General features: G+C 48.8%; 27 protein-coding genes. 20 read left to right on the forward strand and 7 right to left on the reverse strand.

Features of this window, described 5'->3' with window-relative positions:
- Window positions 1–2: 2 nt before the first annotated feature.
- The 4 genes from Q397_RS0106395 to Q397_RS0106410 form a co-directional block, all read right to left on the reverse strand.
- Window positions 3–548, reverse strand: a complete 546-nt coding sequence (locus tag Q397_RS0106395) for a TRAP transporter small permease subunit (RefSeq protein ID WP_028878703.1) — start codon at window positions 546–548, stop codon at window positions 3–5.
- 66 nt (window positions 549–614) lie between these two features.
- A complete protein-coding gene (locus tag Q397_RS0106400) occupies window positions 615–1748 on the reverse strand; it encodes a TRAP transporter substrate-binding protein (protein ID WP_028878704.1) in 1134 nt (377 codons plus the stop codon).
- A gap of 163 nt (window positions 1749–1911) precedes the next feature.
- Window positions 1912–2634, reverse strand: coding sequence for an arginyltransferase (locus Q397_RS21380; protein WP_051609776.1), 723 nt, complete (start codon window positions 2632–2634; stop codon window positions 1912–1914).
- A gap of 19 nt (window positions 2635–2653) precedes the next feature.
- Window positions 2654–3163, reverse strand: coding sequence for an RDD family protein (locus Q397_RS0106410; protein ID WP_084148966.1), 510 nt, complete (start codon window positions 3161–3163; stop codon window positions 2654–2656).
- A 137-nt stretch (window positions 3164–3300) separates the two neighbouring features.
- On the opposite strand from Q397_RS0106410, the gene Q397_RS0106415 reads away from it, so the two are divergent.
- On the forward strand, window positions 3301–3774 hold the full coding sequence (locus tag Q397_RS0106415; protein ID WP_028878706.1) for a flavin reductase family protein: 474 nt from the start codon (window positions 3301–3303) through the stop codon (window positions 3772–3774).
- Here Q397_RS0106415 and Q397_RS0106420 read toward each other — a convergent pair whose 3' ends face one another.
- Window positions 3775–4554 (reverse strand): enoyl-CoA hydratase-related protein, encoded by a 780-nt coding sequence (locus Q397_RS0106420; RefSeq protein ID WP_028878707.1) that lies wholly within the window; start codon window positions 4552–4554, stop codon window positions 3775–3777.
- 91 nt (window positions 4555–4645) lie between these two features.
- Between Q397_RS0106420 and Q397_RS0106425 the strand changes: the two genes are divergently transcribed.
- Window positions 4646–5488, forward strand: coding sequence for an alpha/beta fold hydrolase (locus Q397_RS0106425; RefSeq protein WP_028878708.1), 843 nt, complete (start codon window positions 4646–4648; stop codon window positions 5486–5488).
- Window positions 5489–5629: 141 nt separating this feature from the next.
- Entirely contained in the window at window positions 5630–6136 is a 507-nt protein-coding gene (locus tag Q397_RS0106430; RefSeq protein WP_051609783.1) for a chemotaxis protein CheW, read from the forward strand.
- Window positions 6137–6211: 75 nt separating this feature from the next.
- Here the strand turns inward: Q397_RS0106430 and hemB are convergent, their stop codons facing one another.
- Both hemB and Q397_RS0106440 read right to left on the reverse strand, forming a co-directional pair.
- Entirely contained in the window at window positions 6212–7225 is a 1014-nt protein-coding gene (gene hemB, locus Q397_RS0106435; protein ID WP_028878710.1) for a porphobilinogen synthase, read from the reverse strand.
- Between the two features lie 72 nt (window positions 7226–7297).
- On the reverse strand, window positions 7298–8590 hold the full coding sequence (locus Q397_RS0106440; protein WP_028878711.1) for an O-acetylhomoserine aminocarboxypropyltransferase/cysteine synthase family protein: 1293 nt from the start codon (window positions 8588–8590) through the stop codon (window positions 7298–7300).
- 450 nt (window positions 8591–9040) lie between these two features.
- On the opposite strand from Q397_RS0106440, the gene icmF reads away from it, so the two are divergent.
- From icmF to nusB, 17 genes are all read left to right on the forward strand, one after another.
- Window positions 9041–12316, forward strand: coding sequence for a fused isobutyryl-CoA mutase/GTPase IcmF (gene icmF / locus Q397_RS0106445; RefSeq protein WP_028878712.1), 3276 nt, complete (start codon window positions 9041–9043; stop codon window positions 12314–12316).
- Between the two features lie 162 nt (window positions 12317–12478).
- Window positions 12479–13807 carry a cyclic nucleotide-binding domain-containing protein gene (locus tag Q397_RS23935; protein ID WP_051609777.1) on the forward strand — a complete coding sequence of 443 codons (1329 nt, stop codon included), beginning with the start codon at window positions 12479–12481 and terminating at the stop codon, window positions 13805–13807.
- Window positions 13808–13874: 67 nt separating this feature from the next.
- A complete protein-coding gene (locus Q397_RS0106455; protein WP_028878713.1) occupies window positions 13875–14072 on the forward strand; it encodes a DUF6898 family protein in 198 nt (65 codons plus the stop codon).
- Window positions 14073–14475: 403 nt separating this feature from the next.
- Window positions 14476–15390: an ABC transporter permease subunit gene (locus Q397_RS0106460; RefSeq protein ID WP_028878714.1), complete on the forward strand. Its 915-nt coding sequence runs from the start codon at window positions 14476–14478 to the stop codon at window positions 15388–15390.
- A gap of 6 nt (window positions 15391–15396) precedes the next feature.
- The gene (gene livM / locus Q397_RS0106465) at window positions 15397–16707 is read left to right on the forward strand and encodes a high-affinity branched-chain amino acid ABC transporter permease LivM (RefSeq protein WP_028878715.1); all 1311 of its coding nucleotides are present in this window, start codon (window positions 15397–15399) and stop codon (window positions 16705–16707) included.
- Entirely contained in the window at window positions 16704–17579 is an 876-nt protein-coding gene (locus Q397_RS0106470; RefSeq protein ID WP_028878716.1) for an ABC transporter ATP-binding protein, read from the forward strand. Before livM ends, Q397_RS0106470 begins: the two co-directional genes overlap by 4 nt.
- Window positions 17579–18289 (forward strand): ABC transporter ATP-binding protein, encoded by a 711-nt coding sequence (locus Q397_RS0106475; protein ID WP_028878717.1) that lies wholly within the window; start codon window positions 17579–17581, stop codon window positions 18287–18289. The genes Q397_RS0106470 and Q397_RS0106475 overlap by 1 nt, the downstream gene beginning before the upstream one ends.
- A gap of 11 nt (window positions 18290–18300) precedes the next feature.
- A complete protein-coding gene (locus Q397_RS0106480) occupies window positions 18301–18645 on the forward strand; it encodes a DUF6867 family protein (protein WP_028878718.1) in 345 nt (114 codons plus the stop codon).
- 119 nt (window positions 18646–18764) lie between these two features.
- Window positions 18765–19868 (forward strand): branched-chain amino acid ABC transporter substrate-binding protein, encoded by a 1104-nt coding sequence (locus Q397_RS0106485; protein WP_028878719.1) that lies wholly within the window; start codon window positions 18765–18767, stop codon window positions 19866–19868.
- Between the two features lie 128 nt (window positions 19869–19996).
- Entirely contained in the window at window positions 19997–20443 is a 447-nt protein-coding gene (gene rpiB, locus Q397_RS0106490) for a ribose 5-phosphate isomerase B (protein ID WP_028878720.1), read from the forward strand.
- A gap of 56 nt (window positions 20444–20499) precedes the next feature.
- Complete coding sequence (gene glyA, locus Q397_RS0106495) at window positions 20500–21783, forward strand: serine hydroxymethyltransferase (protein ID WP_028878721.1); 1284 nt, start codon at window positions 20500–20502, stop codon at window positions 21781–21783.
- 12 nt (window positions 21784–21795) lie between these two features.
- Window positions 21796–22254, forward strand: a complete 459-nt coding sequence (nrdR, locus tag Q397_RS0106500; RefSeq protein ID WP_028878722.1) for a transcriptional regulator NrdR — start codon at window positions 21796–21798, stop codon at window positions 22252–22254.
- Entirely contained in the window at window positions 22199–23383 is a 1185-nt protein-coding gene (ribD, locus tag Q397_RS0106505) for a bifunctional diaminohydroxyphosphoribosylaminopyrimidine deaminase/5-amino-6-(5-phosphoribosylamino)uracil reductase RibD (protein ID WP_420864623.1), read from the forward strand. Before nrdR ends, ribD begins: the two co-directional genes overlap by 56 nt.
- Window positions 23384–23413: 30 nt before the next feature.
- Window positions 23414–24007: a riboflavin synthase gene (locus Q397_RS0106510; protein ID WP_028878724.1), complete on the forward strand. Its 594-nt coding sequence runs from the start codon at window positions 23414–23416 to the stop codon at window positions 24005–24007.
- Between the two features lie 2 nt (window positions 24008–24009).
- Window positions 24010–25134, forward strand: coding sequence for a 3,4-dihydroxy-2-butanone-4-phosphate synthase (ribB, locus tag Q397_RS0106515; protein WP_028878725.1), 1125 nt, complete (start codon window positions 24010–24012; stop codon window positions 25132–25134).
- Window positions 25131–25595 carry a 6,7-dimethyl-8-ribityllumazine synthase gene (locus Q397_RS0106520; protein WP_028878726.1) on the forward strand — a complete coding sequence of 155 codons (465 nt, stop codon included), beginning with the start codon at window positions 25131–25133 and terminating at the stop codon, window positions 25593–25595. The genes ribB and Q397_RS0106520 overlap by 4 nt, the downstream gene beginning before the upstream one ends.
- Before the next feature lie 5 nt (window positions 25596–25600).
- Window positions 25601–26101 carry a transcription antitermination factor NusB gene (gene nusB, locus Q397_RS0106525; RefSeq protein ID WP_028878727.1) on the forward strand — a complete coding sequence of 167 codons (501 nt, stop codon included), beginning with the start codon at window positions 25601–25603 and terminating at the stop codon, window positions 26099–26101.
- The last annotated feature ends 1 nt before the right edge of the window (window position 26102 follow it).

A 26102-nucleotide genomic window follows, 5' to 3' on the forward strand; every position in this document is an offset into this window, starting at 1 on the left:
GGTTAAGGCACCTCATGAATTTCTTGATCTTCTTCAGGCACCACAACGCCTTTCAGAATAAGATAGGAACGTAATGCCATCGCAATCCCTTGCAATCCAAGCAGAATGCAGAAAACCAGAATGACTGATTTCAACAGGAAAACACCATGAATACCGCTTGTCTCCTTGGATCCTTCGAAAATGGACCAAGACTGCGCGACATAGGCCCAAGAGCTTTCACCAATCAGAATACAAACCGGCAGCAGTAAAAATACGACACCGAATAAATCGATCATCGCTTTTTTACGAATACTGGCTTCACGATAAAAAACATCAACACGGACATGTCCGTTTGTAAGCAACGTATAACCGGCACCGATCATAAACAACAAAGAGTGCATATAAACGACCGATTCCTGCATCATGATGGATCCGATCCCAAAGATATAGCGCATCAAAACAACTGCGAACTGGGTCAAAACCATAATGACGGCCAACCACGCGAACGTCTTGCCAATACCTCTGTTGAAACCATCAATCGTGCGCATAAGCCCCACGAGAAATCCCAAAGTAAGTCTCCGTTATTTTAAAGAGAAAAGGCGGCTATCCATACGGATGCCGCCTTAGCAAGAAAGTTAGTCGTACTTGTAAGACAAGCCACGTGATTCCCAATAGGATTTTTCAGACAGATCTGACCAACCCATGGCTTTCTTACGGAAGTCTGCGAAGCTCTTGAAGACTTTCCCAGTCATTTCGTCAGCAGCCGCTACTTCGCGCATGACTTCACCGGAAGCTTCACCGATTTGCTGCATGATTTCGTCAGAGAACTTGCGCAACTGAACGCCATGTTCTTTCAACAACACCTCAAGGCTATCGCCGTTACGAGCGTTGAATTCAGCCATCATGTAGTTGTTTTCAGCCATTGTCGCGTTTTCAACGATCGCTTGCTGTGACGGTGTCAGAGATTTCCAGACATCAAGGTTTACGCCACAAGACAGGGTAGAGCCCGGCTCATGGAAACCTGGGTAGTAGTAGAATTTAGTAACTTTGTAGAAGCCAAAGGCCAGATCGTTCCATGGGCCAACCCACTCTGTCGCATCAATCGCACCAGATTGCAAAGACGGGAAGATTTCACCACCCGGCAGCGTGATCGCTGCAGCACCAAGCTTACGCAGTACTTCGCCACCCAGACCCGGCATACGGATTTTAAGACCTTTAAGGTCTTCTACGCTGTTGATTTCTTTGTTGAACCAACCGCCCATTTGAACGCCAGTGTTACCACAAGCAAAAGGTTTCACGTTAAAACCAGAAGCCAGTTCGTCCCACAATGCCTGACCGCCACCATGGTGGATCCACGCATCCATTTCACCCGCTGTCAGACCAAACGGTACAGCTGTGAAGAAGTTGAACGCTTTGTGCTTACCCTGCCAGTAATATTCTGCACCATGGTACATATCTGCTGTGCCGTTAGAAACAGCATCAAAAGATTCCAAGGCAGGAACCAGTTCACCAGCAGAGAACAACTTTACAGTCAGTTCGCCATCAGACATATCCGTGATACGTTGCGCCGCACGTGCCGCACCCGTTCCCAGACCTGGGAAGTTCTTCGGCCATGTTGTGACCATTTTAAGTTCACGTTTCTTTTTTAAAACAGCCGGTGCTGCTTTTTTCTCTTCTTTCTTATCTTCGCCACAAGCCGAAAGGGCCAGTGCACCTGCACCCAACGCAACACCCGTTGCTGTTCCGGCTAGAAAATCACGACGCTTCATGTGAAAAACCTCCCTAATCACATACAAAATAAAGATTGTTCGATCTCCCAATCGAACGGGTAATAAAATTACCAATATTTTGCTAGATTACGACTATTCGCCAAAGGATGCAATTGCTATCGACTACCTATAAATGCGTAGTTGATTGCAATATTTAGGTATTTTATAGGGGATCAAGCGCTGTCCACACACCATCCACACAGCCTTCAAGCGGAGAATAGCGGGACTTATAAGACATTTTGCGACAGTCTTTAATGAGATAACCAAGATAAACGTAAGGCAGATTATTGTTTGCACACTCATTAATCGCCCACAAAACCATATAGTTCCCCAAGCCCTGATAGTCTTTCGCGTGATCAAAGAAACTATAGACCGCCGACACCCCGTCATCAAGATGATCCATCAACAAGGCAGAGACCAACTTGCCCCCCTCACGAAACTCAACAACAGACGTTGGAATCGGTGTTTCTTCCACCATGGATCGGTAGTCAAAAAAGTCCATCAACGCCATATCCCCATCAAAATGGCGGCTCTTCTGATAGGCTTCAAACAAAGAAAACTGTTCTTGTGTGGCGCGGGCAGGACAAAGGGTCACATCCAAATGTGCAAATTTATTCCTGATCCTTTTCCAGCTTTTGCTCAGATTAAAGTTCGCAACATCGACCCGCACCGGAATGCAGGCATTGCAATTGGGGCAAACCGGCGCGTAGGCCATATAATGACTACGGCGAAAACCGCTTTTAGATAAAGCGTTGTGTAAATCATCCGAATCAGTACCCGTTAATTCTGTCACAATACGGCGTTCAACCTGTCCTTCAAGGTAAGGACAGGACAAAGGCGACGTTGTATAAAAAAAGACTTTTGACTTAATTCGGTCGTGCTTCATGGATTTATTTTCTACATCTTTAGTCGATCTTGTTCAGGATCAATGTACCTGCAAGTATATCATGTAAGCATCGGCGCTGTGAATTAAACAGGCAAACGATCAAAATTAAAAATGATGTCGGCGCAACGGTCAAAAAGAAAACCGCCGTCTGAATAAACGCCTGCAAAATCTCCGGCCGTCCCCCATCAAGACGGTAGACGCGCACCCCCATCATCCGCATGCCAATCGTAGCGGCTTGATCAGACGAGATGAAAAAAGTGTGGTAGACCAGAGGGATCAAGGCAAGCAACGCCATCAACGGACCAAAAAGAAGACCAAAACTCATCACGCCAACAATGCTGGCAATAATCGTCCCAATAATACCCACAAAGCCACAAATTAGAAAATCAATTACATAAGCAATGATCCGTTTAACAGAAACACCATCGTAATATTCCGGATTTTCAACCGGGTCTGGACCTGATGCGATCTTTCTCTCCACATGCGGTTGCCATTGTTCTGTCGGCATTTTGGAATGGTCTCCAGCCATGATTTTTCCTTCGTAATCATACAATTGACTTCATATATATCATAAGGTAAGCCGATTGAGTTGAATTAACAAGCTATTGACGCAGTGGTGCACAATCTCTATTCAACTGCTATCAATCAGAAAATACGGATATACATATGAGCATCGATCAACGGGAATTCAGAAATGCATTAGGGAAGTTTGCAACAGGTATCACTGTTGTCACCGCCAAAGATATCAATAGCGGCTTGATCGGCGTGACGATCAATTCCTTTGCGTCTGTCTCTCTTGAGCCCCCCATGGTGCTGTTCTCATTGAAAAATGAAAGCCCCCTCTGCGATATCTTCGCAACAACCGACAACTTTAATATCGGCATCCTGTCTTCAGAACAGCAAGACCTGTCCAACCTGTTTGCCGGCCCGACCGACAATAAGTTCGATCAGGTGAACTGGTCGGAAGGCAAGAATGGTGTGCCTGTGCTTGCAGGTACACTGGCTAATCTGGAATGTAAACGTGCCGCAGCTTATCTGGGTGGTGACCACACCATCTTTGTGGGTGAAGTCACCATGTTACATCAGTCCGATCAAGAGGATGCCCTGCTTTACTTTAAAGGCGGCTATAAAACCCTGTAACTATCGGGCCTTAAATTCAGGCGCTTCTTTCGCCATAAAGGCCTTATAGCCAACCTGATAATCTTCTGAGTCACACGTCGAAAAGGCTTCGTCCAATTCGGCTTGGCTCAGAGGGGCAGGCTGTTTTAAACGGCGGACCATTTTCTTGTGCAGCCGTGCCGCAAGCGGAGCCCCTTTGGCAATTCTGTCCGCACACAGGCGCACTTCTTCTTCAACCTCCCAATCTTCAACAATCCGGTTGATCAGCCCCACCTGTTTGGCAAACTCGGCATCCACAACACGTCCTTCCAACAAGAGCTCCAGCATAACAGCGGGACTAACCAGACGCAAAATCGCTTCTAGTTCCGGATAGGCAAGCGTATGGCCCAATTTGTTGATCGGCACGCCAAAACGGGCACTTTCTCCGGCGATGCGGATATCACAGGCACAGGCGATTTCAAGCCCGCCACCTGTACAAGCGCCTTTAATCAACGCAATCGTCGGATGCTGACATTCCTCAATCGCTTTAACCGCGCGAGTGACCACATCCCCATACGCCCTGGCTTGGGCTGCCGTAGAGCGATCAGATGGAAATTCCGAGATATCTGCACCAGCCGCAAAGGCCGCCTCACCGGCGCCCCGGATAATGATACAACGCAGGTCGTTATCTGCGGATAAGTCTTCCACCACGTCCCCAAGTTTTTGCCACGCTGGTTTTGTCAGTGCATTTCTTTTATCCGGGTTGTTCAAGACAATCGTTACAATGGCACCATCACGCTCAACTAAAATCGGGTCGGTCATATCTTTATCATCTCCGCAAAATAATTGTTTGACTTCCAAACTATCAATTTCCCACAATAAGGCAATCTGTTTGAAAGGCATACCACCCGACATGAAGCAAAATAGTTATCTCAGCCTTGGTCCCCACGGTTTTCATCGTATCGCCTACACTCAATGGGGCGATACGCAAAACGAACATAAACTGGTCTGCGTACACGGCCTAACCCGCAACAGTCGAGATTTTGATATTTTTGCCAGTAGTGTGGCTGATCAGTATCAGGTCATTTGCCCAGATGTGGCGGGCAGGGGATATAGCGACTGGCTGATAAACCCACATGATTACGGCTTTCCCGTCTACGTCAACGATATGGCCGCCTTACTTGCCAAAATCCAGGGAGAAAAAGTTGACTGGCTAGGTACATCAATGGGAGGCCTCATCGGTATGATGCTCGCCGCACAACCCAATTCCCCCATCCAGCGCCTGATCTTAAATGATGTGGGCCCGTTTATCTCAAAGGAATCTTTGGGGTTCATCGCAGATTACCTTGGTTTAAACCCGACATTCGACACACTTTCAGACCTTGAACAACACTTGCGACTGGTCCACGCACCTTTTGGCGACCTTACAGACGACCAATGGCGTCATCTGGCAGAACATAGCGCCAAACGCACAGCCGATGGGCGGTTTAACCTGCATTACGACCCCGCATTGGCGGTTCCCATCAAGGAAACCGATCCGCAAGACGTGGACCTTTGGGCACTGTGGGAGATGATAAAATGTCCTGTCCTGATCCTTCGAGGGGAGACGTCCGAGCTTCTAAGCAAAAAAACCGCTGAAGAAATGTTACGACGAGGACCGGATGCAGAGCTTATCGAGATCCCAAAAACCGGGCATGCCCCAGCTTTAATGGATCCAGAACAAATCGCCCTTGTAAAACAATGGTTGAACAGTTAATTTGAATGTTCATAAGATGAAAACATAAAATTGATTCACTCTTGAGTGGATTTTCTTGCTAATTTGTTTTTAAATCTTTTGGGAAACGCTTTATCGAAGCTCAAGATAATATGCCAAATGTGAATGGCCGGAGAAAAAACTATGAATCAGCTTGTGACAACTGAAGGACAATCAACAGACCTTATCAAAGGGGATGGTCTGGAAGATTATGTAACTTTCAAAATTGCGGACCAGCTGTTTGGTATTCCTGTCCTCAAAGTTCAGGACATTCTGATGCCTGACCACATTGCCTTTATTCCGCTGGCACCAAAAGAAGTCGCTGGTTCCATCAACCTGCGTGGTCGTATCGTCACCGTTATTGATGTACGTGTTCGCCTTGGTCTGCCAAAACGTAAAGACGGCGGACAAAGCATGGGCGTAACTGTTGAGCATGTGAATGAACTCTATAGCTTGCTGGTCGATACTGTCGGCGAAGTTCTTAGCCTTGATGAGAAAAACTACGAACGCAACCCAAGCACGCTTGACCCAATCTGGCGTGAGTTTGCCTCAGGCGTTTACCGCCTTGATGGTCAATTGATGGTTGTTCTGGATGTTGACCGTATGCTGGACATTCAAACAGGCGACGGCAAATCAGCTGCTGTTTCCTAAGTCAAAAAATAGAGATATAAAAAGGGCCGCCCTCTTTTGAGGTGCAGCCCTTTTTATTGCGTCTTCACCTTCGCTTTACTGCTGAAGCAACTTTGCAGCTTCCACAGCACAATAGGTAAAGATGATATCCGCGCCCGCACGTTTAAAGCACATCAGGCTTTCCAGTACTGCACGGTCATTGTCTAGCCAACCATTTTGTACAGCCGCCTTCAACATCGAATATTCGCCACTGACATGGTACACAGCAACAGGTGCCCCAAACGATTCCTTGATGCGATGGACAATATCCAGATAAGGCATACCCGGCTTTATCATAAACATATCCGCACCTTCTGCTACATCCAGCGACACTTCACGCAAGGCCTCATCCGTATTGGCGGGATCCATCTGATAGGTTTTCTTATCGCCTTGGCCCAGCGCAGTGCTAGAACCAACCGCGTCACGAAACGGACCATAAAAGGCTGACGCATATTTTGCCGCATAAGACATGGTTTGGACATTCTGATAGCCCGCTGCGTCCAATGCATCACGGATAGCGCCCATGCGTCCATCCATCATATCGGACGGAGCGACAATATCACAGCCAGCCTCTGCCTGATTAATCGCTTGCTTGCACAAAACCTCAATGGTTTCATCATTCAAGACCACACCATCAACGACCAGCCCGTCATGACCATCACTGTTATAGGGGTCCAGCGCAATATCCGTTATCACGCCCATGTCAGGGTATTTGTCTTTAATCGCACGTGTCGCACGACAAACAAGATTATCTTTATTGTACGCTTCTTTTGCACAAGACGTCTTCAACGCCGGATCTGTGTAGGGGAACAGCTCCACTGCGGGAATGCCAAGCTCATAAGCTTCCCCAACAGCGTCAACTAATAGATCAACCGAATATCGCTCCACCTCAGGCATTGATGCCACAGGTGCACGACGGTTTTCGCCTTCCAGCACAAAGACTGGCCAGACAAGGTCATCCACACTTAAATGATTTTCGCGGACCATACGGCGCGACCATTCTGTTTGTCGTGTCCGGCGCATACGCGTGCGCGGAAAGGATGCGTTGGTTAGAAAATGCGGTCGTGACACAGTAGTCCCCCTTCATCAAAAAAAACGCCGGACAGGTTATGCCCGGCGTTTATGCTTAAATTATGGCAAAGATTATACTTTTGCCAAAGCCTGTTCGATATCAGCGATGATATCGTCAGCATGTTCAATCCCGATGGACAAACGGACATAGCCGGCACTCACGCCAGCTGCCGCCTGTTCTTCCGGTGTCATTTGAGAATGTGTCGTGCTAGCTGGGTGAATTGCCAAGGAACGTGCATCCCCAATATTCGCTACATGGTACAGCAATTCCAGTGAGTCGATAAACGTACGACCGGCTTCCAGCCCCCCCGCAAGCTCAACGCCAACCAAACCGCCGTTGCCGCCTTTAAGGTATGTTTCGGCGCGGCGTTTGGCTTCACCTTCTTGAACGCTAGGGTAGGTTACGCTCGCGACCTTGTCATGTGACTGAAGGAAAGCAACAACTTTCTCCGCATTCTCGCAATGTTGGCGCATACGTAGCGGCAATGTTTCCAGTCCCTGAATAATCTGCCATGCATTGAACGGGCTGCTTGCAGAACCGATATCACGCAACAATGTCACACGTGCGCGAATGATGTAGGCAATCGGACCCAACGGCTTAACCGCTTCTGTCCAAACCGCCCCATGGTAAGACGCATCCGGCTTATTTAATGTCGGGAAACGATCACCTTGTGCTTCCCAATCAAAATTACCGCCATCAATAATCACACCACCAACCGACGTGCCGTGACCCGCAATATATTTGGTTGTGGAATACATTACCACAGCCGCGCCATGGTCAAACGGACGGCAAATCAACGGGGCAGCTGTATTATCCACGATCAGCGGTACACCCAATTCGCGCCCAATGTCGGCAACTTCTTTAATCGGGAAGACATTCAGTTTCGGGTTCGGCAACGTCTCTGCAAAATAAAGACGTGTTTTCTCGTCCGTTGCTGCACGGAAAGATTCCGGGTCAGTCGGATCAACAAAGCGAGCTTCAATACCCATTTGTTTAAAGGTATTGGCAAACAAGTTCCATGTCCCACCATAAAGGTCCGTGGAAGTCACAAAGTTGTCACCTGCGCTACATAGGTTCAGAATCGCCAATGTCGCCGCAGATTGACCAGAAGACACGCATAAAGCCGCAACGCCACCTTCAAGGGCTGCCAAGCGTTGTTCCAACACATCGTTGGTCGGGTTCATAATACGGGTGTAGATATTGCCAAATTCTTTGAGCGCAAAAAGGTTTGCCGCATGTTCTGCGCTGTCAAACTGATAAGACGTCGTCTGATGAATAGGAACAGCAACCGATTTTGCCGTAGGGTCGTTACGATAACCAGCGTGAAGCGCCAGCGTTTCTGGATGTAGTTGCTTATCAGACATGAGCCTATCCTTAATTTATCCAAGGTGTAAAAGAGGATACATAAAGACCATTTCAACAAGTTTGCGTCAAGTTCGATGACGTTCAGCGTGCACTGGTAGCCGCTTTTTTGATTTAGAAGAAGTTTATGTACATAGAAAAATAGGGGATAAAGCCGAAAAAGATACCATACAGACGTTTTTCACTTCGCTAAAATTATCGCCTCAAAAAGCCCAAAGCTCAATGTTTCTCGCAGAATCTTAGAAGGTCTTCGTTTTTTAACATTTTTTTACTTTACCTTCCAAATTCCTTGCTTTACGTTTACGTAAACGTAATTAATAGATTCATGGCAACCTGAAAATTCGGGTTGGCATTTTGCAGCGTCCTTCCTTTATCTAAGGTAGGGCGTTTTCAAGAAGCATAAATCGGTATTCCTGTACCGATTTATTGCCATCATACTTTGGGAGGTACACATGCCTGACGGAAACACAAGCAAGAATACAAATCAAAAGGCTTTCACGCTTAAAAACCCGGTACGTTTTGTAACAGCTGCCAGCCTGTTTGACGGGCATGATGCTTCCATCAATATCATGCGCCGCATCCTACAGTCCAATGGGGCTGAGGTGATCCACCTTGGTCACAACCGTTCTGTGGACGAGATCGTTACCGCTGCAATCCAAGAAGACGTGCAAGGCATCGCTGTTAGCTCTTATCAGGGCGGGCATGTCGAGTACTTTAAGTACATGATCGACCTGCTGAAAGAACGTGGCGCAGGCCATATCAAGGTATTTGGTGGCGGTGGCGGCGTAATCGTCACTGACGAAATTCAAGATCTGATGAGCCATGGTGTTGAGAAAATTTACTCTCCCGAAGATGGTCGCAAAATGGGCCTTGAAGGCATGATTCAAGATATGGTCAAACGTTCGGACTATGCGCCGGCAAAAGACATTTCCTGCCCCAAAAGCCTCGCCAAACTGAAAAAAGGCGACAAACTAGATCTCGCACGCCTCATCACAGCACTTGAAAATGATCAGCTGAGCGACAAGCTGAAAAGCGAAATCGATGAAGCGGGTGAAAAACAAAATGGTAAAATTCCGGTTGTCGGGATTACCGGTACAGGTGGTGCGGGTAAATCTTCCCTGACAGATGAATTGATCCGCCGCTTCCGCATGTATTCAAATGAGCCGAATATCGCTGTTCTCGCCATCGACCCGACACGCCGTAAAACAGGCGGCGCGTTACTCGGTGACCGTATCCGCATGAACGCGAATAAGGCCGACAATATTTATGTGCGCTCTATTGCGACACGTGACAATAAAGCCGAAGTTCCGGCAAGTATGACCTCCATCATCAATGCTTGTAAGGCTGCAGGCTTTGATCTTGTCATCGTTGAAACGCCGGGGATCGGGCAGGGTGACGCAGGCATCGTCCCTTATGTTGACTTCCCCATGTATGTCATGACACCTGAATTCGGGGCCGCTTCCCAACTTGAAAAAATCGATATGCTCGATTTCGCAGAGATCGTCGCGATCAACAAATTTGATCGGAACGGCGCGATGGACGCCTTGCGTGATGTTGCCAAACAAGTCATGCGCAACCGCGAACAGTTCCATTCTAAACCCGAAGACATGCCTGTCATCGGCACCATCGCGTCGCGTTTCAATGACGAAGGCGTGACTGCGCTTTATTATGAACTGGTGACAAAGCTTAAGGACAAAAAGCTCGGTAAGCTGAAAACAACTTTGAAAGAAGCACCGGGCATCCGTCATTCTTCCCCCAAAACAGCGATCGTTCCACCAGAGCGTCGTCGCTATTTGGCTGAGATTGCGGACACGGTTCGCGGCTACCACGCAGAAATCGCCAAGCAAAGCAAAATTGCCCGTGAGCGCCAACAATTGCGCGAAACTATCCGCATGCTGGAAGAAGCTGGCGAAAAGGGCAAGAAAGCCATTCGCAAACTGTTAAAAGAACGTGATCAGGAGCTGGATGGTCGTTGCCACAAGCTTCTTGATATCTGGCCGACAGTGAAAGAAAACTATTCCGGTGACGAATATGTGGTCAAAATTCGTGACCGCGAAATCCGCACGTCACTGAAGTATGAAAGCCTTTCTGGTCTGAAAATCCCGAAGGTCTCTCTGCCACAGTTTGAAGACGAAGGCGAAATCCTCAAATGGTTGCTGAAAGAAAACGTCCCCGGCAGCTTCCCTTACACAGCTGGTGTCTTCGCCTTTAAACGCGAAGGGGAAGACCCGACACGTATGTTTGCAGGGGAGGGCGATCCTTTCCGCACCAACCGTCGCTTTAAGTATCTGTCACAACATTCTGATGCCAAACGTCTTTCAACTGCATTTGACTCCGTGACACTTTATGGTCAGGACCCGGATCACCGCCCCGATATCTATGGTAAAATCGGTAACTCCGGCGTCTCGGTCGCCACACTGGATGACATGAAAGTGCTATATGACGGCTTCGACCTGACAGCACCCAGCACCTCTGTGTCCATGACCATCAACGGTCCGGCTCCGATGATCCTTGCCATGTTCCTCAACACAGCTATCGATCAGCAGCTTGACAAATTCGAGAAAGACAACGGTCGTATCCCGACTGATGAAGAGATCGAAAAAATCAAAGCATGGGCATTGGCGAACACACGCGGGACCGTACAGGCTGATATTCTGAAAGAAGATCAGGGCCAAAACACCTGTATTTTCTCTACAGAATTCGCCCTGAAAATGATGGGGGATATTCAGCAGTACTTCGTGGATCACAATGTCCGTAACTTCTACTCTGTCTCCATCTCCGGCTACCATATTGCGGAGGCAGGCGCCAACCCGATTTCCCAATTGGCCTTTACCTTGTCCAATGGCTTCACTTTCGCAGAAAGCTATCTGGCACGTGGCATGCAAATTGATGATTTTGCCCCGAACCTGTCCTACTTCTTCTCTAACGGGATGGACCCGGAATATACTGTCCTTGGTCGTGTCGCCCGTCGTATCTGGTCAACTGCAATGCGCTTTAAATATGGTGCAAACGAACGCTCCCAGAAACTGAAATACCATATTCAGACATCTGGCCGTTCACTGCACGCGCAAGAAATGGATTTCAACGATATCCGCACGACCTTACAGGCCTTACTGGCGACATACGACAACTGTAACAGCTTGCACACAAATGCTTATGACGAAGCCTTTACAACGCCGACAGAAGAGTCTGTGCGCCGTGCCTTGGCTATCCAAATGGTCATCAACCAGGAATTCGGACTGGCGAAAAACGAAAACCCGAACCAAGGGGCGTTTATTGTCGAAGAACTCACCGACCTTGTTGAAGAGGCCGTCCTTCGCGAATTTGAACGTATCTCCGAACGTGGGGGTGTGCTAGGTGCCATGGAAACAGGTTACCAGCGCGGCAAAATTCAAGACGAGTCGCTTTACTATGAAATGAAAAAACATGATGGTTCCCTGCCAATCATCGGGGTGAACACCTTCCTCAACCCGAAAGAAGCAGAACCAATCACGCCCGACTTGGCCCGCTCCACAACTGAAGAAAAAGAAAGCCAAATCAACCGCTTGCGCGAATTCCAAACACGCAACGCAGAAGAAGGTGAAAAAGCACTTCAGAAGTTGAAAGATACCGCAAGAGCTGGCGGCAACATGTTTGACGTTCTCATGGAAGCTGTTCGTTCCTGCTCTATGGGCCAAATTTCTGACGCTCTGTTTGAAGTTGGCGGCCAATACCGCAGAAACATGTAAAATCACCAAGTTCATTCACTTCTCAGGAGCTTTCCAATCGGAAAGCTCCTTTTTTTTTATTCCAGTCAAAAAATACCCCCAGTGATACCGATCACATCGTTAGGTTGATTATTCGTCTATTTCCTTAAAAAAAGAAAAACACATTTTAAAGAGAGATATGTCGTGTCAAATCAAGCGCTCCAATACGTCCACTTCAAGCCCAAATCCGTCCTGTTCAAAGAAGGGGAAAAGCCTGACTTCGCCTATATCATCAAAAAGGGAAACGTGCGCATTTCCAAACGCGGGCCAAGCGGTAAAAAAATCTCAATCGCAAAAGCCGGGCAGGGCAATATCGTTGGTGAAATGGCGATTATTGCTGACAGTCCGCGCTCGGCAACTGTCGTCGCCATCGACACAGTCGAGGCAATTGCGATCAACAAAACATCCTTTGACACAAAGCTAAAGTCAGCCGATCCCTTTCTTCACTCGCTGATTTCAACAGTCATTAAGCGCCTACGCAAAACGTCAGATCACACCGTCGCTCTCTATGATAAAGTGCGCGAACAGGAGAAAAACAGCCTAATCACGGTGCAACCCAGCAAGAAAAAAGAAGTAACAAAAGAAGGCATCTCACGCGTAAACCTGTTGTTGGCTGATCCAAACCGGCAAACTCGGCACGGATTACGAAGCGGTCTCTTTAGCCACGGTTTTCGCGATATCTGTGACACCAGCATCTACCAACAAATTACTGAACAGACCCGCCATAAGAACTTTGATCTGATTATCCTTGATGCCGCCTTTGGTATCTACGAGCTCACCACTCTCATCCAAGAAATCAGACATGCAAAATCCAGCAAAAAACCATTTGCGACTATTCTGGTGATTACAGAGAAACACCAGACTGAACTCCATGATCCTCTGCGCCATAGCGGGTGTGATGAAATTCTCACCAAACCACTCTCTATGATGGATATCATCGGCTTCATTGACAATATGATCCAAAATAATGCACGTACTTTTATTGTGACCCGTGACTATGCTGGCCCCGACCGCCCCAATTACAAAGACCACACGGCGCAAGACGCCCCGCGCTTTCGCCCCCCAAACAGCCTTGTCGCTAAAATGGTCAATCGTGTTGACTGCAAGGTCGTAGATGAAGCCATCCAAAAAGCTTCTCTCCAATTCAACGAGATGAAAATTGAACGCCACCTTGTGCAAATCGATTGGTTACTCAAACAGCTTGGTTCCACCGATTGCCCTCCACATGATATGCACTATCTGTTCGATCAGATTGAACAGGCAATCAACGACCTCATCCTACGGACACAAGCTAGCCGTTTTGACGAGGCGCGAAAAATTTGTCACAAACTTAAACAGGCACTCTCATCCCCTTGTTTGCAAAAAATTACATCCCTCTACCAACTTTTGCTCCAGTGCTTCCCACAAAACACCACACCGCATGCAATCAGCACGTCAATTCTTCCACCTCACTCGACGGCCTCTCTTTCATGAGAATAGCTCTGGACTTCCTAAAAATTGGGACTAAATTAGGGAAAAATTGACAACGTGATCGTGAACAATGAAACGCAGAGTACAGCTTTCAAACGTCTATTTCGAAATCAGGCAGTATGGCAAATACCTGCGCGTTGCCGCTATTGATCCAAACAGTGGCACCGAGGCCCATTCCACCGGCCCGGTGACTATGGGCGAAGAAGTGCTTAAACGTGCCGCACACCGTAAGCTGGAATATATCCTGACAAAAAAGCTCCCTGATTAAGCTACTCAGAATCGTTCTGAAGCGCTATCAAAGGAAAAATTAATACAAATCAAATCCAAAACTTACGGAATAATAATTCCGCAAGGGGCCTAATATTATAATTTTTTTACATTTTTGACGTTTTCAACTCAAACAACGCTCAATCTCTGCGTTGAAAAAACCATTTTTCTTGACAACCTTCCCGGCTCCGATAGAGTCAAAATCAATACATAAGGGCAAAAAAACACGCCCTATAAATTAAACTTTCGGGTCCCCATAGGCTTGGGATCTAGAAAACTTGGTTAGGCTACATCTGGTGGGAAATTGTTTTGTCTGAAAACATTTCACCTCGCAATTACTTTATCGTCTCGTTTGCGGGACCATTTGTTGCTGCGCCACTAGTGAGAGACTTTTAAAGGCAAAAATGGAATATTTCACCCAACAGTTAATCAATGGTGTCACATTGGGCTCAATCTACGGATTGATCGCAATCGGTTACACCATGGTTTACGGGATCATCGGTATGATCAACTTCGCACACGGCGAAATCTATATGATCGGTGCGTTTGTTTCGATGATCACGTTTCTTGTTCTCACCCTCGTGGGTGGGATCTGGCTTCCACTGGCACTTCTCGCCGCATTAATTATGGCGATGCTCTTCACCTCCATCTGGGGATGGACGGTTGAACGTATGGCCTATCGCCCGCTTCGCGGTTCATTCCGTCTCGCACCGCTGATCTCAGCCATTGGTATGTCGATTTTTCTGCAAAACCTGGTGCAGGTACTACAAGGCGCACGCGTTAAGCCGCTCCAACCGCTCATTTCAGGCGGTTTTGAGATTATGGAAAAAGACGGCTTCACCGTTACCATCAGCTATCTGCAAATTTTCATCATCGTCCTGACAATCGTCCTGATGACAATTTTCACGTTGCTGATCAACAAAACATCACTGGGCCGCGCACAACGCGCAACAGAACAAGACCGTACAATGGCTGCCCTTATCGGCGTCAACGTTGACCGTACGATCTCCACAACCTTTGTCATGGGCGCTGCGCTTGCAGCCGTTGCAGGCTTGATGGTTACCCTTTACTATGGTGTGATCGACTTTTACATCGGCTTCCTTGCCGGTATGAAAGCCTTTACAGCAGCCGTATTGGGCGGCATCGGCTCTATTCCGGGTGCGATGCTCGGTGGGTTGTTGATCGGCCTGATCGAAGCCTTCTGGTCCGGTTACTTCACCATTGAATACAAGGATGTTGCAGCATTCTCTATTCTCGTTCTGGTGTTGATTTTCCGTCCGACCGGTCTTCTTGGTAAACCCGAAATCGAGAAGGTGTAACGTCGTATGTCAGTTCAAAACCAAAAACTAGATATGTTATCCTTATTAAAGGAATCTGGGCTTGCTGCACTCATTGCCGCAGCACTGGCCCTGCCACTGGCAGGCTTTAAAACTTTCGACGTCAACGGCACCTTGACAGCTGAAACTCGTTTCAACTGGGTTTTAGTTGCTGCTGTTGTCGTCTTTTTTGGACGCATGGCAATTTCCATCGGTCAAAAGACATTTTTCCCAAGTATGGGGCAGGCGGCGGGAGGTGCTGCGGGTTCCATTGGGGATGTCATCAATCAAAACCGGACGCTGTTACTCTGCCTGTTGTTGGCAGCTGTCATCATCTTTCCGTTCACCCCCATGGCAAACCGCCATTCCCTTGACCTTGCCGTCTACGTCTTGATTTACGTGATGCTCGGTTGGGGCCTCAACATTGTAGTTGGGCTTGCGGGTCTACTTGACCTTGGCTATGTGGCTTTTTATGCCGTTGGTGCCTATTCCTACGCTTTGTTGGCCACTACTTATGACCTGTCCTTCTGGATCTGTCTGCCACTGGCAGGGATCTTTGCGGCAAGCTTCGGGATTATCCTCGGCTTCCCGGTCCTTCGCTTACGTGGGGATTATCTTGCCATTGTGACCCTTGGCTTCGGGGAAATTATCCGCGTTGTCCTGTTAAACTGGTATGAATTTACGGGTGGTCCAGACGGCATTTCCTCCATTCCGAAACCAACTTTCTTCGGCTTGGCTGAATTCTCTCGCAGTGGTTCGGACGGTCTGCCGCCATTCCATGAATTGTTCGGGATTGAATATTCCTCCCTACACAAGTTCATGTTCTTCTACTTCCTCATTTTAGCACTCGCGTTGGTCACCAACCTGTTTACACTCCGCATTCGTAAACTGCCTGTTGGCCGTGCGTGGGAAGCATTGCGTGAAGATGAAACCGCTTGTCGCTCCCTTGGCATCAACCCGACAAACACCAAACTTTCTGCTTTTGCGATTGGCGCGATGTTTGCTGGTTTTGCAGGTTCATTCTTTGCGACACGACAAGGCTTCATCAGTCCAGAATCCTTCACCTTCATTGAATCTGCGATTATTCTTGCCATCGTTGTTCTGGGGGGAATGGGCTCTCAGGTCGGTGTTGTTCTCGCCTCCATCGTGCTGGTCCTTGGCCCAGAAATCTTCCGTGAACTTGCAGAATACCGCATGCTTGCGTTTGGTGGCTTGATGGTTCTCGTTATGGTGTGGAAACCCAAAGGGCTGATGTCCAAACGTAATCCAACCGTCCTAATGCACAACGACACCAACGCCAAACAGGGAGCTGCGAAATGAGTGATCAATCACATGAAGTTTCCGGCGTTCCGCTGCTGGAAGTAGAACATCTAACTATGCGCTTCGGTGGCCTTGTTGCCATTGGTGATCTTTCTTTCACTGCGATGCGCGAACAAATCACGGCTCTCATCGGGCCAAACGGGGCAGGGAAAACCACTGTTTTTAACTGTCTGACAGGTTTTTACAAACCAACCGAAGGGCGCCTGACGCTTCATCATCCAGTCAAGCAGGAACAGTATTATCTGGAACAAATGGATGGGTTCCGCATTCCGCAAGTTGCGGGCGTTGCACGGACCTTCCAAAACATCCGCCTGTTTGGCAACATGACCGTTCTGGAAAACCTGCTGGTTGCCCAGCACAACAAACTGATGGTCGAGTCCGGTTTCTCTGTCTTCGGTCTGTTGGGGTTGAAAAAATACCGCAAAGCCGAAGCTGAAGCGATTGAACTGGCAAAATACTGGCTGGATCGCGTGGGTCTATATGACAAGGCGGACTGGAACTCATCCAACCTGCCATACGGTGACCAACGTCGTCTGGAAATTGCACGCGCGATGTGCACACGTCCACAGGCCTTGTGCCTCGACGAACCGGCCGCCGGTCTAAACCCCAAAGAAACATTAGAGATGAACGAGCTTTTCCACTTCATTAAGGAAGAAGAAAAGATCGGTCTGCTGTTGATTGAACACGATATGTCCATGGTTATGGAAGTTTCCGACCATGTTGTCGTTATCGATTACGGGCGCAAAATCTCTGACGGGACACCAGATCATGTTAAAAATGATCCGGCGGTTATCCGTGCCTACCTCGGTGAAGAAGAAGATGAAGAGCTACCGCCAGAAGTTGCCCAGGATTTTGAAGGGGAGAACGCCTAATGCTTAAGTTCACAGATGTTCATACCCACTACGGCAGCATTCAAGCACTCAAAGGGATCAACATTGAAATCAATGAAGGGGAAATCGTAACCCTGATCGGGGCCAACGGTGCCGGCAAGACGACCACCTTGATGACAATGTGCGGCCTTCCTCAGGCCTCCTCTGGGACGGTTACTTTTGAAGGTGAAGACATTACCAAAAAACCAACGGATAAAATCGTATCCAACGGTATTGCGGTATCGCCTGAAGGACGCCGTATCTTTCCGCGCATGACGGTTTTTGAAAACCTGCAAATGGGCGCGATTACAACAGACCCAAAATATTTCGAAGAAGATTTAGCACGTGTTTACAAACTGTTCCCGCGCTTGCAGGAACGTTTAACCCAACGTGGCGGCACCTTATCCGGTGGGGAACAGCAAATGCTGGCGATTGCACGCGCCTTGATGGCCCGTCCGCGTCTGCTCTTGCTCGACGAACCCTCACTGGGGCTGGCCCCACTGGTCGTGCGTCAAATTTTCGAAATCATCAAAGAGATTAACGAGAAAGAAAAAATGACCGTCTTTCTTGTTGAACAAAACGCCTACCATGCCCTGAAACTGGCCCACCGCGGCTACGTTCTGGTCAATGGTGAAGTCACCATGAGTGGGACGGGCCAAGAACTTCTGGCAAGTCCTGAAGTTCGCGCGGCCTACCTCGAAGGTGGACATTAAGGAGATAAAAAATGGAATCCATTACAGGTGTATCACTTGGTGTCTTTCTAGGCTTAACTTGTTTTATTGCAGGCTTTTGCGCCTACATGACAGGTCAAGCACTGGCTTCAACGTGGCGCCCGATGTGGCAGCTTTTCCCCTACATGGTTTTGTTGGGATTAGCCGATCGCTTTTTAAGCTTTGCACTGTTTGACGGGCCTTTGCTGTCATTACAGGCCTACATCGTTGACACAGCCGTTCTCGTCCTCATTGCCGTCCTGTCTTTCATGGCGACAAGAGCCTCCAAAATGGTGGCTCAGTACCCGTGGCAGTACCAACGTGCAGGCTTGTTCAGCTGGAAAGAAATAAATGAATAATTGTGATTTTCTCTATTGAATTCAACCAATAGAAAGATCATAGTTTTTCCTGTTAATTTATTTAGCAGGTTTTTTGACGGATTTAATAACTCCGTTTTTGATTAGGGAGACAATCAAATATGACCAAAACTTTCAAAACTTCACTTTTTGCCGCTGCAGCAGCAATTGCCTTGAGTGCAAACGTTGCCCAAGCTGACATCAAAATCGCTGTCGCTGGTCCTTTCACAGGCCAACTGGCTTCTTTTGGTGAGCAGCTTAAGCGTGGCGCTGAAATGGCTGTTGAACACCTCAATGCCAAAGGCGGCGTCAACGGCGAAAAAGTAGAGCTGATCTACGGGGATGACCAATGCGATCCGAAACAGGCTGTGTCTGTTGCAAACAACCTTGTAAACCAAGGTGTACAGTTTGTTGCTGGTCACTTCTGCTCTTCCAGCTCCATCCCGGCTTCTGACGTCTATAACGAAGAAGGCATCCCGATGATCACGCCTGCGTCTACAAACCCGACGCTGACGGAAAAAGGCTATGATCGCGTTTATCGAGTTTGTGGTCGTGACGACCAACAAGGTAGCGTAGCTGGTGCTTATGTTGCCAAGGAATACGCTGACGCAAACATCGCGATCATCCACGACAAAACCGCTTACGGTAAAGGTCTGGCTGACGAGATGAAAAAAGCTCTGAACGCTGCTGGTAAACAAGAAGCAATGTACGAGCCGATCACGGCTGGTGAAAAAGATTACTCTGCTTTGATTTCTAAACTGAAACAAAACAAAGTATCTGTTGTTTACCTCGGCGGGTATCACCCAGAAGGCGGCTTGATCGTTCGTCAAGCAAAAGAGCAAGGCCTCGACATGCAGCTGATCTCTGGTAATGCGCTGAACAGCCTTGAGTTCGGTTCTATCGCAGGTCAAGCTGGCGACGGCACAATCTTCATATTTGGTCCTGAGCCGCGTAACTTCCCGGAAGCACAAGAAGCTGTAAACGCGTTTAAAGCAACTGGCTACGATCCGGAAGGCTACACACTTTACACTTACGCAACGATCCAAGCTTGGGCACAAGCTGCAACAGAAGCTGGCTCAGCTGACGTTGACGCTGTTGCTTCCCAGCTGCACAAAACACGTTTCAAAACTGTGATCGGTGAATTCGCTTTCGATGCAAAGGGTGACACTGATGGCCGTGCGTACGTTTGGTACGAGTGGAAAGACGGTAACTACGCAGAAAGATAACTCTAAATCTTACTGTTAGAACCAAGAGCCCGACGAAAGAAATTTTCGTCGGGCTTTTTCATTGTCGCCTCTCAAACGCTGTGCTACATAATCCACAATCAAACGACCATTCATAAGGATTTAGGATCATGGCTGCTGAGAAAATTGCCATTGCCTCTGACCACGGTGGCACAAATTTGAAACAAGCCATCATTGATGAGTTAAGCTCTAAAGGCTTTGACGTCCTTGATCTTGGCTGCGATGGGTCTGCCTCTGTGGATTACCCCGATTACGGCTATAAACTAGCAGAAGCCATTAAAAGCGGAACTGTTGCACGCGGTGTTGTCGTGTGCGGATCTGGTATCGGCATTTCAATTGCGGTCAACCGCTTCCCTGAAATTCGCTGCGCGCTCGTCCATGATCGCTTGGGCGCAAGCCTGTCGCGCGAACACAACAATGCAAACGTCATCGCATTCGGTGAACGTACAACAGGGGTCGCAACGGCCCTTGATGCACTAGACGCTTTTTTAAATACCGAATTCGAAGGCGGCCGTCACGAACGCCGTGTTGAAAAGCTTTCTAACCCGCCGCTTTGAAGCATAGGTCTTAAAAGCAAACTTCTTTTATCTCCTCAATGGAAAGGCTCACATAAATGTCTTTTGAAAATTTTTTTACAGCTTCCTTAGCGGACTCAGACCCTGAAATCTATGCGTCTACCCGTGAAGAACTGGGCCGTCAACAGAACCAGATCGAACTGATCGCTTCTGAAAACATCGTATCACGCGCTGTTATCGAAGCACAGGGTACAGTCCTGACAAACAAATACGCCGAAGGCTATCCGGGCCGCCGTTATTACGGTGGTTGCGAGTATGTAGACGTATCTGAAGGTCTTGCGATCGAACGTGCTAAAAAACTGTTTAACTGCGAGTATGTCAACGTACAGCCACACTCTGGCGCACAAGCGAACGGCGCTGTCTTTATGGCCCTGTTGCAGCCAGGCGATACCATCCTTGGCATGACACTGGCTTCCGGCGGTCACTTGACACACGGTGCGCCACCTGCACAATCTGGCAAATGGTTTAACGCGGTTCAATACGATGTTTCTCGCGAAACTCAACAGATCGATTATGATGAAGTCGAAGCAATTGCAGTTGAAAGCAAGCCGAAACTCATCATCGCTGGGGGGTCTGCCATCCCACGTCAGCTCGACTTTAAACGCTTCCGTGAAATCGCGGACAAAGTTGGCGCCTTGCTGATGGTTGATATGGCACACTTTGCCGGTCTGGTCGCTGGTGGTGCGCACCCAAGCCCGCTGCCTTACGCTGACGTTGTGACAACAACCACACACAAAACACTGCGCGGTCCGCGTGGCGGCATGATCCTCTCCAACAATGTTGATCTGGGCAAAAAAATCAATTCTGCTGTCTTCCCAGGGCTGCAAGGTGGGCCGCTGATGCACGTCATCGCAGCCAAAGCCGTTGCCTTCGGTGAAGCTCTCCGCCCAGAGTTTAAAGACTATGCGGCACAAATTGTGAAGAATGCCCAAGCTTTGGCCGCTGTTTTGGTGGAACGTGGCTGTGACATCGTCACCGGCGGTACAGATACTCACTTGATGCTGGTTGACTTGCGCCCCAAAAAAGTGACCGGTAAAATGGCTGACGCCGCCCTAGAACGTGCGGGCATCACATGTAATAAAAACGGTATCCCGTTTGATCCGGAAAAGCCGATGGTCACATCCGGTATTCGTGTGGGTACACCGGCAGGCACCACACGTGGCTTTAAGGAAGAAGAGTTCAAACTGATCGGAAACCTAATCAGTGACGTACTGGACGGCCTTTCTGCCAACGGTGAAGACAACAACCAGGCTGTTGAACAGGAAGTTCGTGCAAAAGTCGCTGACTTGTGCGCTAAATTCCCGATCTACAAAGACCTGTAAGGAACGACGAAGATGCGCTGTCCATTCTGTGGCGACCATGATACCCAAGTTAAGGATTCTCGTCCTGCAGAGGACAGCGCCTCTATTCGCCGTCGCCGGTATTGTCCGGCCTGTTCTTCACGCTTCACAACGTTCGAGCGCGTACAACTGCGCGAACTGACTGTTGTAAAGCGCGACGGTACAAAAAAAGCCTTTGATCGTGAAAAACTTCTAAGCTCCATTCGCATTGCGCTTCGCAAGCGTCCGGTGGACGAAGAAAAGATCGAACGCATTGTCAGCTCTATCCAACGTCAGCTCGAAACATCGGGCGAAACGGAAATCCAGTCTGCCGCTATTGGTGAAAAAGTGATGGAAGTCTTGCTGGATATCGATAAAGTTGCCTATGTAAGATTTGCCTCTGTTTATAAAGACTTCCGTGAAGCAAAGGACTTCGAGGACTTTGTCGAAAATTTGGGAACACATAAAGAATAAAGCCCCGTCACCAGCCTGTGACGACGACGCTTATATGAAAATTGCCCTCAAGCTCGCCAAACGCGGGCTTGGCAACGTTTGGCCGAACCCTGCCGTCGGCTGCGTTCTTGTAAAAGAAAACACCATTATCGCACGCGGCTGGACCCAGCCCGGTGGTCGCCCTCATGCCGAAGTCGAAGCCTTAACGCGGGCAGGGGAAGCGGCAAAGGGTGCGACAGCTTACGTCACTCTAGAACCTTGTGCCCATTACGGTAAAACACCACCCTGTGCAAATGCCCTTGTAGAGGCTGGCATCAAACGCGTTGTTATCGCTGTTGAAGATCCAGACCCGCGCGTATCGGGGCAAGGGGTTAAAATCCTCAAAGACGCGGGCATTGACGTGACCATGAATGTCTGTCGTGAGGAGGGGATTGAAGTTAACGAAGGCTTCTTCCTGAAAGTTTTGAAAAACCGCCCCCTCTTCACCATGAAAATGGCGACCACACTGGACGGTAAAATTGCCGTTCATACCGGGGAAAGCCAGTGGATCACAGAACAGCCAACACGTCAGCAAGGCCACCTGCTACGCGCTAACCATGATGCCATCATGGTCGGGATCGGGACGGCCTCTGAAGATAACCCAGAGCTTACCTGTCGTCTGCCGGGCCTTGAACATCATTCACCGGTGCGCATTGTCGTTGATCGCCGTATGCGCCTGCCACTAACAAGTAAGCTCGTCACCCAAGCACACAAAATCCCGACCTGGATGATTACCTTGGGGGATCAGGATGCCATTCGCGCAGAAGCTTACCGCGAAGCTGGTGTTGAACTGATTATCCCGGATAGCAGTTCTCAATCCGAAGCTGGAATTACATTGGACTGGGTGGCTCAGGAACTGGCGAAACGCGACTTAACCCGCATCCTTGTAGAAGGGGGCAGCCATCTGGCCGCCGCCCTGCTTCGTCGCAAGTTGGTGGATCGCCTTTGCTGGATGCGTGCCCCACGGATTATGGGGCATGACGGGATACCGGTTGTGCAGGCCTTCGGGGTTGACCATCTTGAAGAAACGCCGTTTTTTGACCGTACCTCCATGTTTAATTCCGGTGACGACTTAGTCGAAATCTATCGTCGTCGTGATTTTGATATTTAACAATAAAAAAGCTAAGAAAGGCCGCACCCTATGTTTACAGGTATCATCACAGATTTGGGTAAAATCAAATCCATTGAAAAAGCAGGCGACACTCGCTTTGACTTCGTAACTTCATACGATATGTCAACCGTAGACATCGGCGCCTCTATCGCCTGCAATGGCGCATGTATGACCGTCATTGAAAAAGGCAACGGCTGGTTTGCCATTACCGCCTCAGCGGAGAGCCTGTCCAAAACCACAATGGGCGACTGGAAAGAAGGCGACGACATCAACTTTGAACGCGCCTGCCGCGTCGGTGACGAACTGGGGGGGCATATTGTCTCCGGCCACGTCGATGGGGTCGCGGAAGTTGTATCCATCACGCCGGAAGGGGATTCCCACCGCTTTAAATTTAAAGCACCTGCGAATTTGAAAAATTTCATTGCGCCAAAGGGGTCAGTTACGCTAAACGGCATTTCCCTGACGGTAAATGAGGTTGAAGATGATATCTTCGGTATCAATATCATTCCTCATACCATGGACGTCACCAATCTTGGTCAAACAAAGGTTGGCGACAAGGTGAATTTAGAAATCGACATGTTGGCGCGATACGTAGCGCGCCTTCTGGAAAAGGACGAAAAATAACAGTGACTGATTACAGCCAATATCTGTCCAGCATCGAAGAGATTATCGAAGATGCCAAACAAGGTCGTATGTTCATCCTTGTTGATGACGAAGATCGTGAGAATGAAGGGGATTTGATCATCCCTGCGGAAAAATGCGACGCTGATGCCATCAACTTTATGGCAACACATGGTCGTGGCTTGATTTGCCTTGCCATGACTGGGGAGCGGATCGATCATCTGGGCCTGCCTTTGATGACCACGCATAACGCCTCACGCCATGAAACCGCCTTTACAATTTCCATTGAAGCCCGCGAAGGGGTTTCCACCGGTATTTCTGCGGCAGACCGTGCGCTGACAATCGGCACAGCAATTGCTGAACAGTCATCCCGCGCCGATATCGCAACACCGGGTCATATCTTCCCGTTGCGCGCCCGTGACGGTGGTGTTCTGGTCCGCGCCGGTCATACCGAAGCATCTGTGGACGTTGCGCGTCTAGCAGGCCTCAACCCGTCTGGTGTGATTTGTGAAATCATGAACGACGATGGCACCATGGCGCGTTTGCCCGATCTGGTCGGCTACGCTCAAAAACACGATTTGAAAATTGCAACCATCGCAGACCTGATCGCATACCGTCGTAAACATGACCGCATCATTGAAGTGAAGACAGAGACAACGTTGAACAGCCTTTACGGCGGTGAGTTCAACATGCGCGTTTACACAAATAATGTTGAATATGCAGAGCACGTGGCCCTGATCAAAGGTGACATTACAACCAACGAACCTGTGCTGGTGCGTATGCATGCACTGAACGTTCTGGATGATGTACTGGGCGATCATAGTGCCGGTAAGCAAAAAGAACTCCACAACGCCATGCGTCATATTGCAGACGTTGGTCGCGGCGTGATTGTCCTGATCCGCGAGCCACAACGTTCCAGCCTGTCGGAGCGTGTGAAAGCACATGCAGACGGCAAAAAAGGGGCTGGTCAGCTGCGCGATTATGGAACTGGGGCACAAATCCTGCTTGATCTCGGCATCAGCGATATGATCCTGCTCAGCAATTCTGAGCGTAAAAATATTATTGGTCTGGAAGGCTATGGTCTTGCTATTGTAGACCAGCAACCGATCCCGACATTGGAGAATGAATGATGGAAGCCCCACGTATTTTTGTTGCGGAAGCCCGTTTCTATGATGATATCGCAGACCAGCTCTATGCCTCTGTCGAAAAAGAGTTTGAAGGCAAAGGGTATGAACTAAAGCGCTTTCAGGTACCCGGTGTCTTTGAACTGGCGCCGGCCTTTTCCTATGCCATTCAATCCATGAAAGTGGGCGCGATGGGCTCGCGTTATGCCGGTTTTATCAGCTTGGGCTGTGTCATCCGTGGGGAAACAACCCATTATGACGTGGTGGTCAACGAAACCTCACGCGCTTTGATGGACCTGACAGTTAAACACAACCTTGCCCATGGCTTCGGAATGATCACTTGCGAAAACCGGGACCAGGCGCTTGTGCGCGCTGATCGTGACCAGAAAGACGTCGGGGGTAAAGCCGCACGTGCCTGTCTCGACATGATCGAGTTGAAAAAAGAACTTCACCTGTTGCCGAGATAAGTGCCATGAGCGATAAAATTAAACCAAACAAGTCCGTAAAACGCAGCTCTGCACGTCTGGCTGCCGTGCAGGCAATTTATGAAGTTGAACTGTCTGACAGCAATGTGGATGACGTTCTGATCAACTTTCTAAAAACCCGTTGGGACACACCGCAAGAAGTCGGGGACGAAAATCAGGAAAGCAGCCCGCTGACAGCACCTGATAAAAACCTGTTCACTGACCTGATCCGTGGCGTTCATAAGCAACGTGATCAGCTGGAAGAAATGCTGGCGGGTGCCTTGTCCCAAGAATGGTCGCCGGATCGTTTGGAAACCATCGTACGCATTATCCTGCTCGCCGGTATTTACGAGCTTTATAACCGTAAAGACGTCCCTGCACGTGTGGTTATCACACAGTATGTGGATGTGGCCCATGCCTTCTTTGAAGGACCGGAACCTGGTTTTGTAAACGGTGTTCTGGATCGCATGGCAAAAACACTGCGTCCGGATGACTTCCAAAAACGCTAAT

The organism is Terasakiella pusilla DSM 6293 (assembly GCF_000688235.1).
Taxonomy (GTDB): Bacteria; Pseudomonadota; Alphaproteobacteria; order Rhodospirillales; family Terasakiellaceae; genus Terasakiella; species Terasakiella pusilla.

Bases quoted from the DNA above. Each gene is read 5' to 3' on its own strand.
- Q397_RS0106400 (WP_028878704.1), bottom strand. From the start codon at position 1,748: ATGAAGCGTCGTGATTTTCTAGCCGGAACAGCAACGGGTGTTGCGTTG.
- Q397_RS21380 (WP_051609776.1), bottom strand. From the start codon at position 2,634: ATGAAGCACGACCGAATTAAGTCAAAAGTCTTTTTTTATACAACGTCG.
- Q397_RS0106410 (WP_084148966.1), bottom strand. From the start codon at position 3,163: ATGGCTGGAGACCATTCCAAAATGCCGACAGAACAATGGCAACCGCAT.
- Q397_RS0106415 (WP_028878706.1), top strand. From the start codon at position 3,301: ATGAGCATCGATCAACGGGAATTCAGAAATGCATTAGGGAAGTTTGCA.
- Q397_RS0106420 (WP_028878707.1), bottom strand. From the start codon at position 4,554: ATGACCGACCCGATTTTAGTTGAGCGTGATGGTGCCATTGTAACGATT.
- Q397_RS0106425 (WP_028878708.1), top strand. From the start codon at position 4,646: ATGAAGCAAAATAGTTATCTCAGCCTTGGTCCCCACGGTTTTCATCGT.
- Q397_RS0106430 (WP_051609783.1), top strand. From the start codon at position 5,630: ATGAATCAGCTTGTGACAACTGAAGGACAATCAACAGACCTTATCAAA.
- Q397_RS0106440 (WP_028878711.1), bottom strand. From the start codon at position 8,590: ATGTCTGATAAGCAACTACATCCAGAAACGCTGGCGCTTCACGCTGGT.
- icmF (WP_028878712.1), top strand. From the start codon at position 9,041: ATGCCTGACGGAAACACAAGCAAGAATACAAATCAAAAGGCTTTCACG.
- Q397_RS0106455 (WP_028878713.1), top strand. From the start codon at position 13,875: ATGAAACGCAGAGTACAGCTTTCAAACGTCTATTTCGAAATCAGGCAG.
- Q397_RS0106460 (WP_028878714.1), top strand. From the start codon at position 14,476: ATGGAATATTTCACCCAACAGTTAATCAATGGTGTCACATTGGGCTCA.
- livM (WP_028878715.1), top strand. From the start codon at position 15,397: ATGTCAGTTCAAAACCAAAAACTAGATATGTTATCCTTATTAAAGGAA.
- Q397_RS0106470 (WP_028878716.1), top strand. From the start codon at position 16,704: ATGAGTGATCAATCACATGAAGTTTCCGGCGTTCCGCTGCTGGAAGTA.
- Q397_RS0106475 (WP_028878717.1), top strand. From the start codon at position 17,579: ATGCTTAAGTTCACAGATGTTCATACCCACTACGGCAGCATTCAAGCA.
- Q397_RS0106480 (WP_028878718.1), top strand. From the start codon at position 18,301: ATGGAATCCATTACAGGTGTATCACTTGGTGTCTTTCTAGGCTTAACT.
- Q397_RS0106485 (WP_028878719.1), top strand. From the start codon at position 18,765: ATGACCAAAACTTTCAAAACTTCACTTTTTGCCGCTGCAGCAGCAATT.
- rpiB (WP_028878720.1), top strand. From the start codon at position 19,997: ATGGCTGCTGAGAAAATTGCCATTGCCTCTGACCACGGTGGCACAAAT.
- glyA (WP_028878721.1), top strand. From the start codon at position 20,500: ATGTCTTTTGAAAATTTTTTTACAGCTTCCTTAGCGGACTCAGACCCT.
- nrdR (WP_028878722.1), top strand. From the start codon at position 21,796: ATGCGCTGTCCATTCTGTGGCGACCATGATACCCAAGTTAAGGATTCT.
- Q397_RS0106510 (WP_028878724.1), top strand. From the start codon at position 23,414: ATGTTTACAGGTATCATCACAGATTTGGGTAAAATCAAATCCATTGAA.
- Q397_RS0106520 (WP_028878726.1), top strand. From the start codon at position 25,131: ATGATGGAAGCCCCACGTATTTTTGTTGCGGAAGCCCGTTTCTATGAT.
- nusB (WP_028878727.1), top strand. From the start codon at position 25,601: ATGAGCGATAAAATTAAACCAAACAAGTCCGTAAAACGCAGCTCTGCA.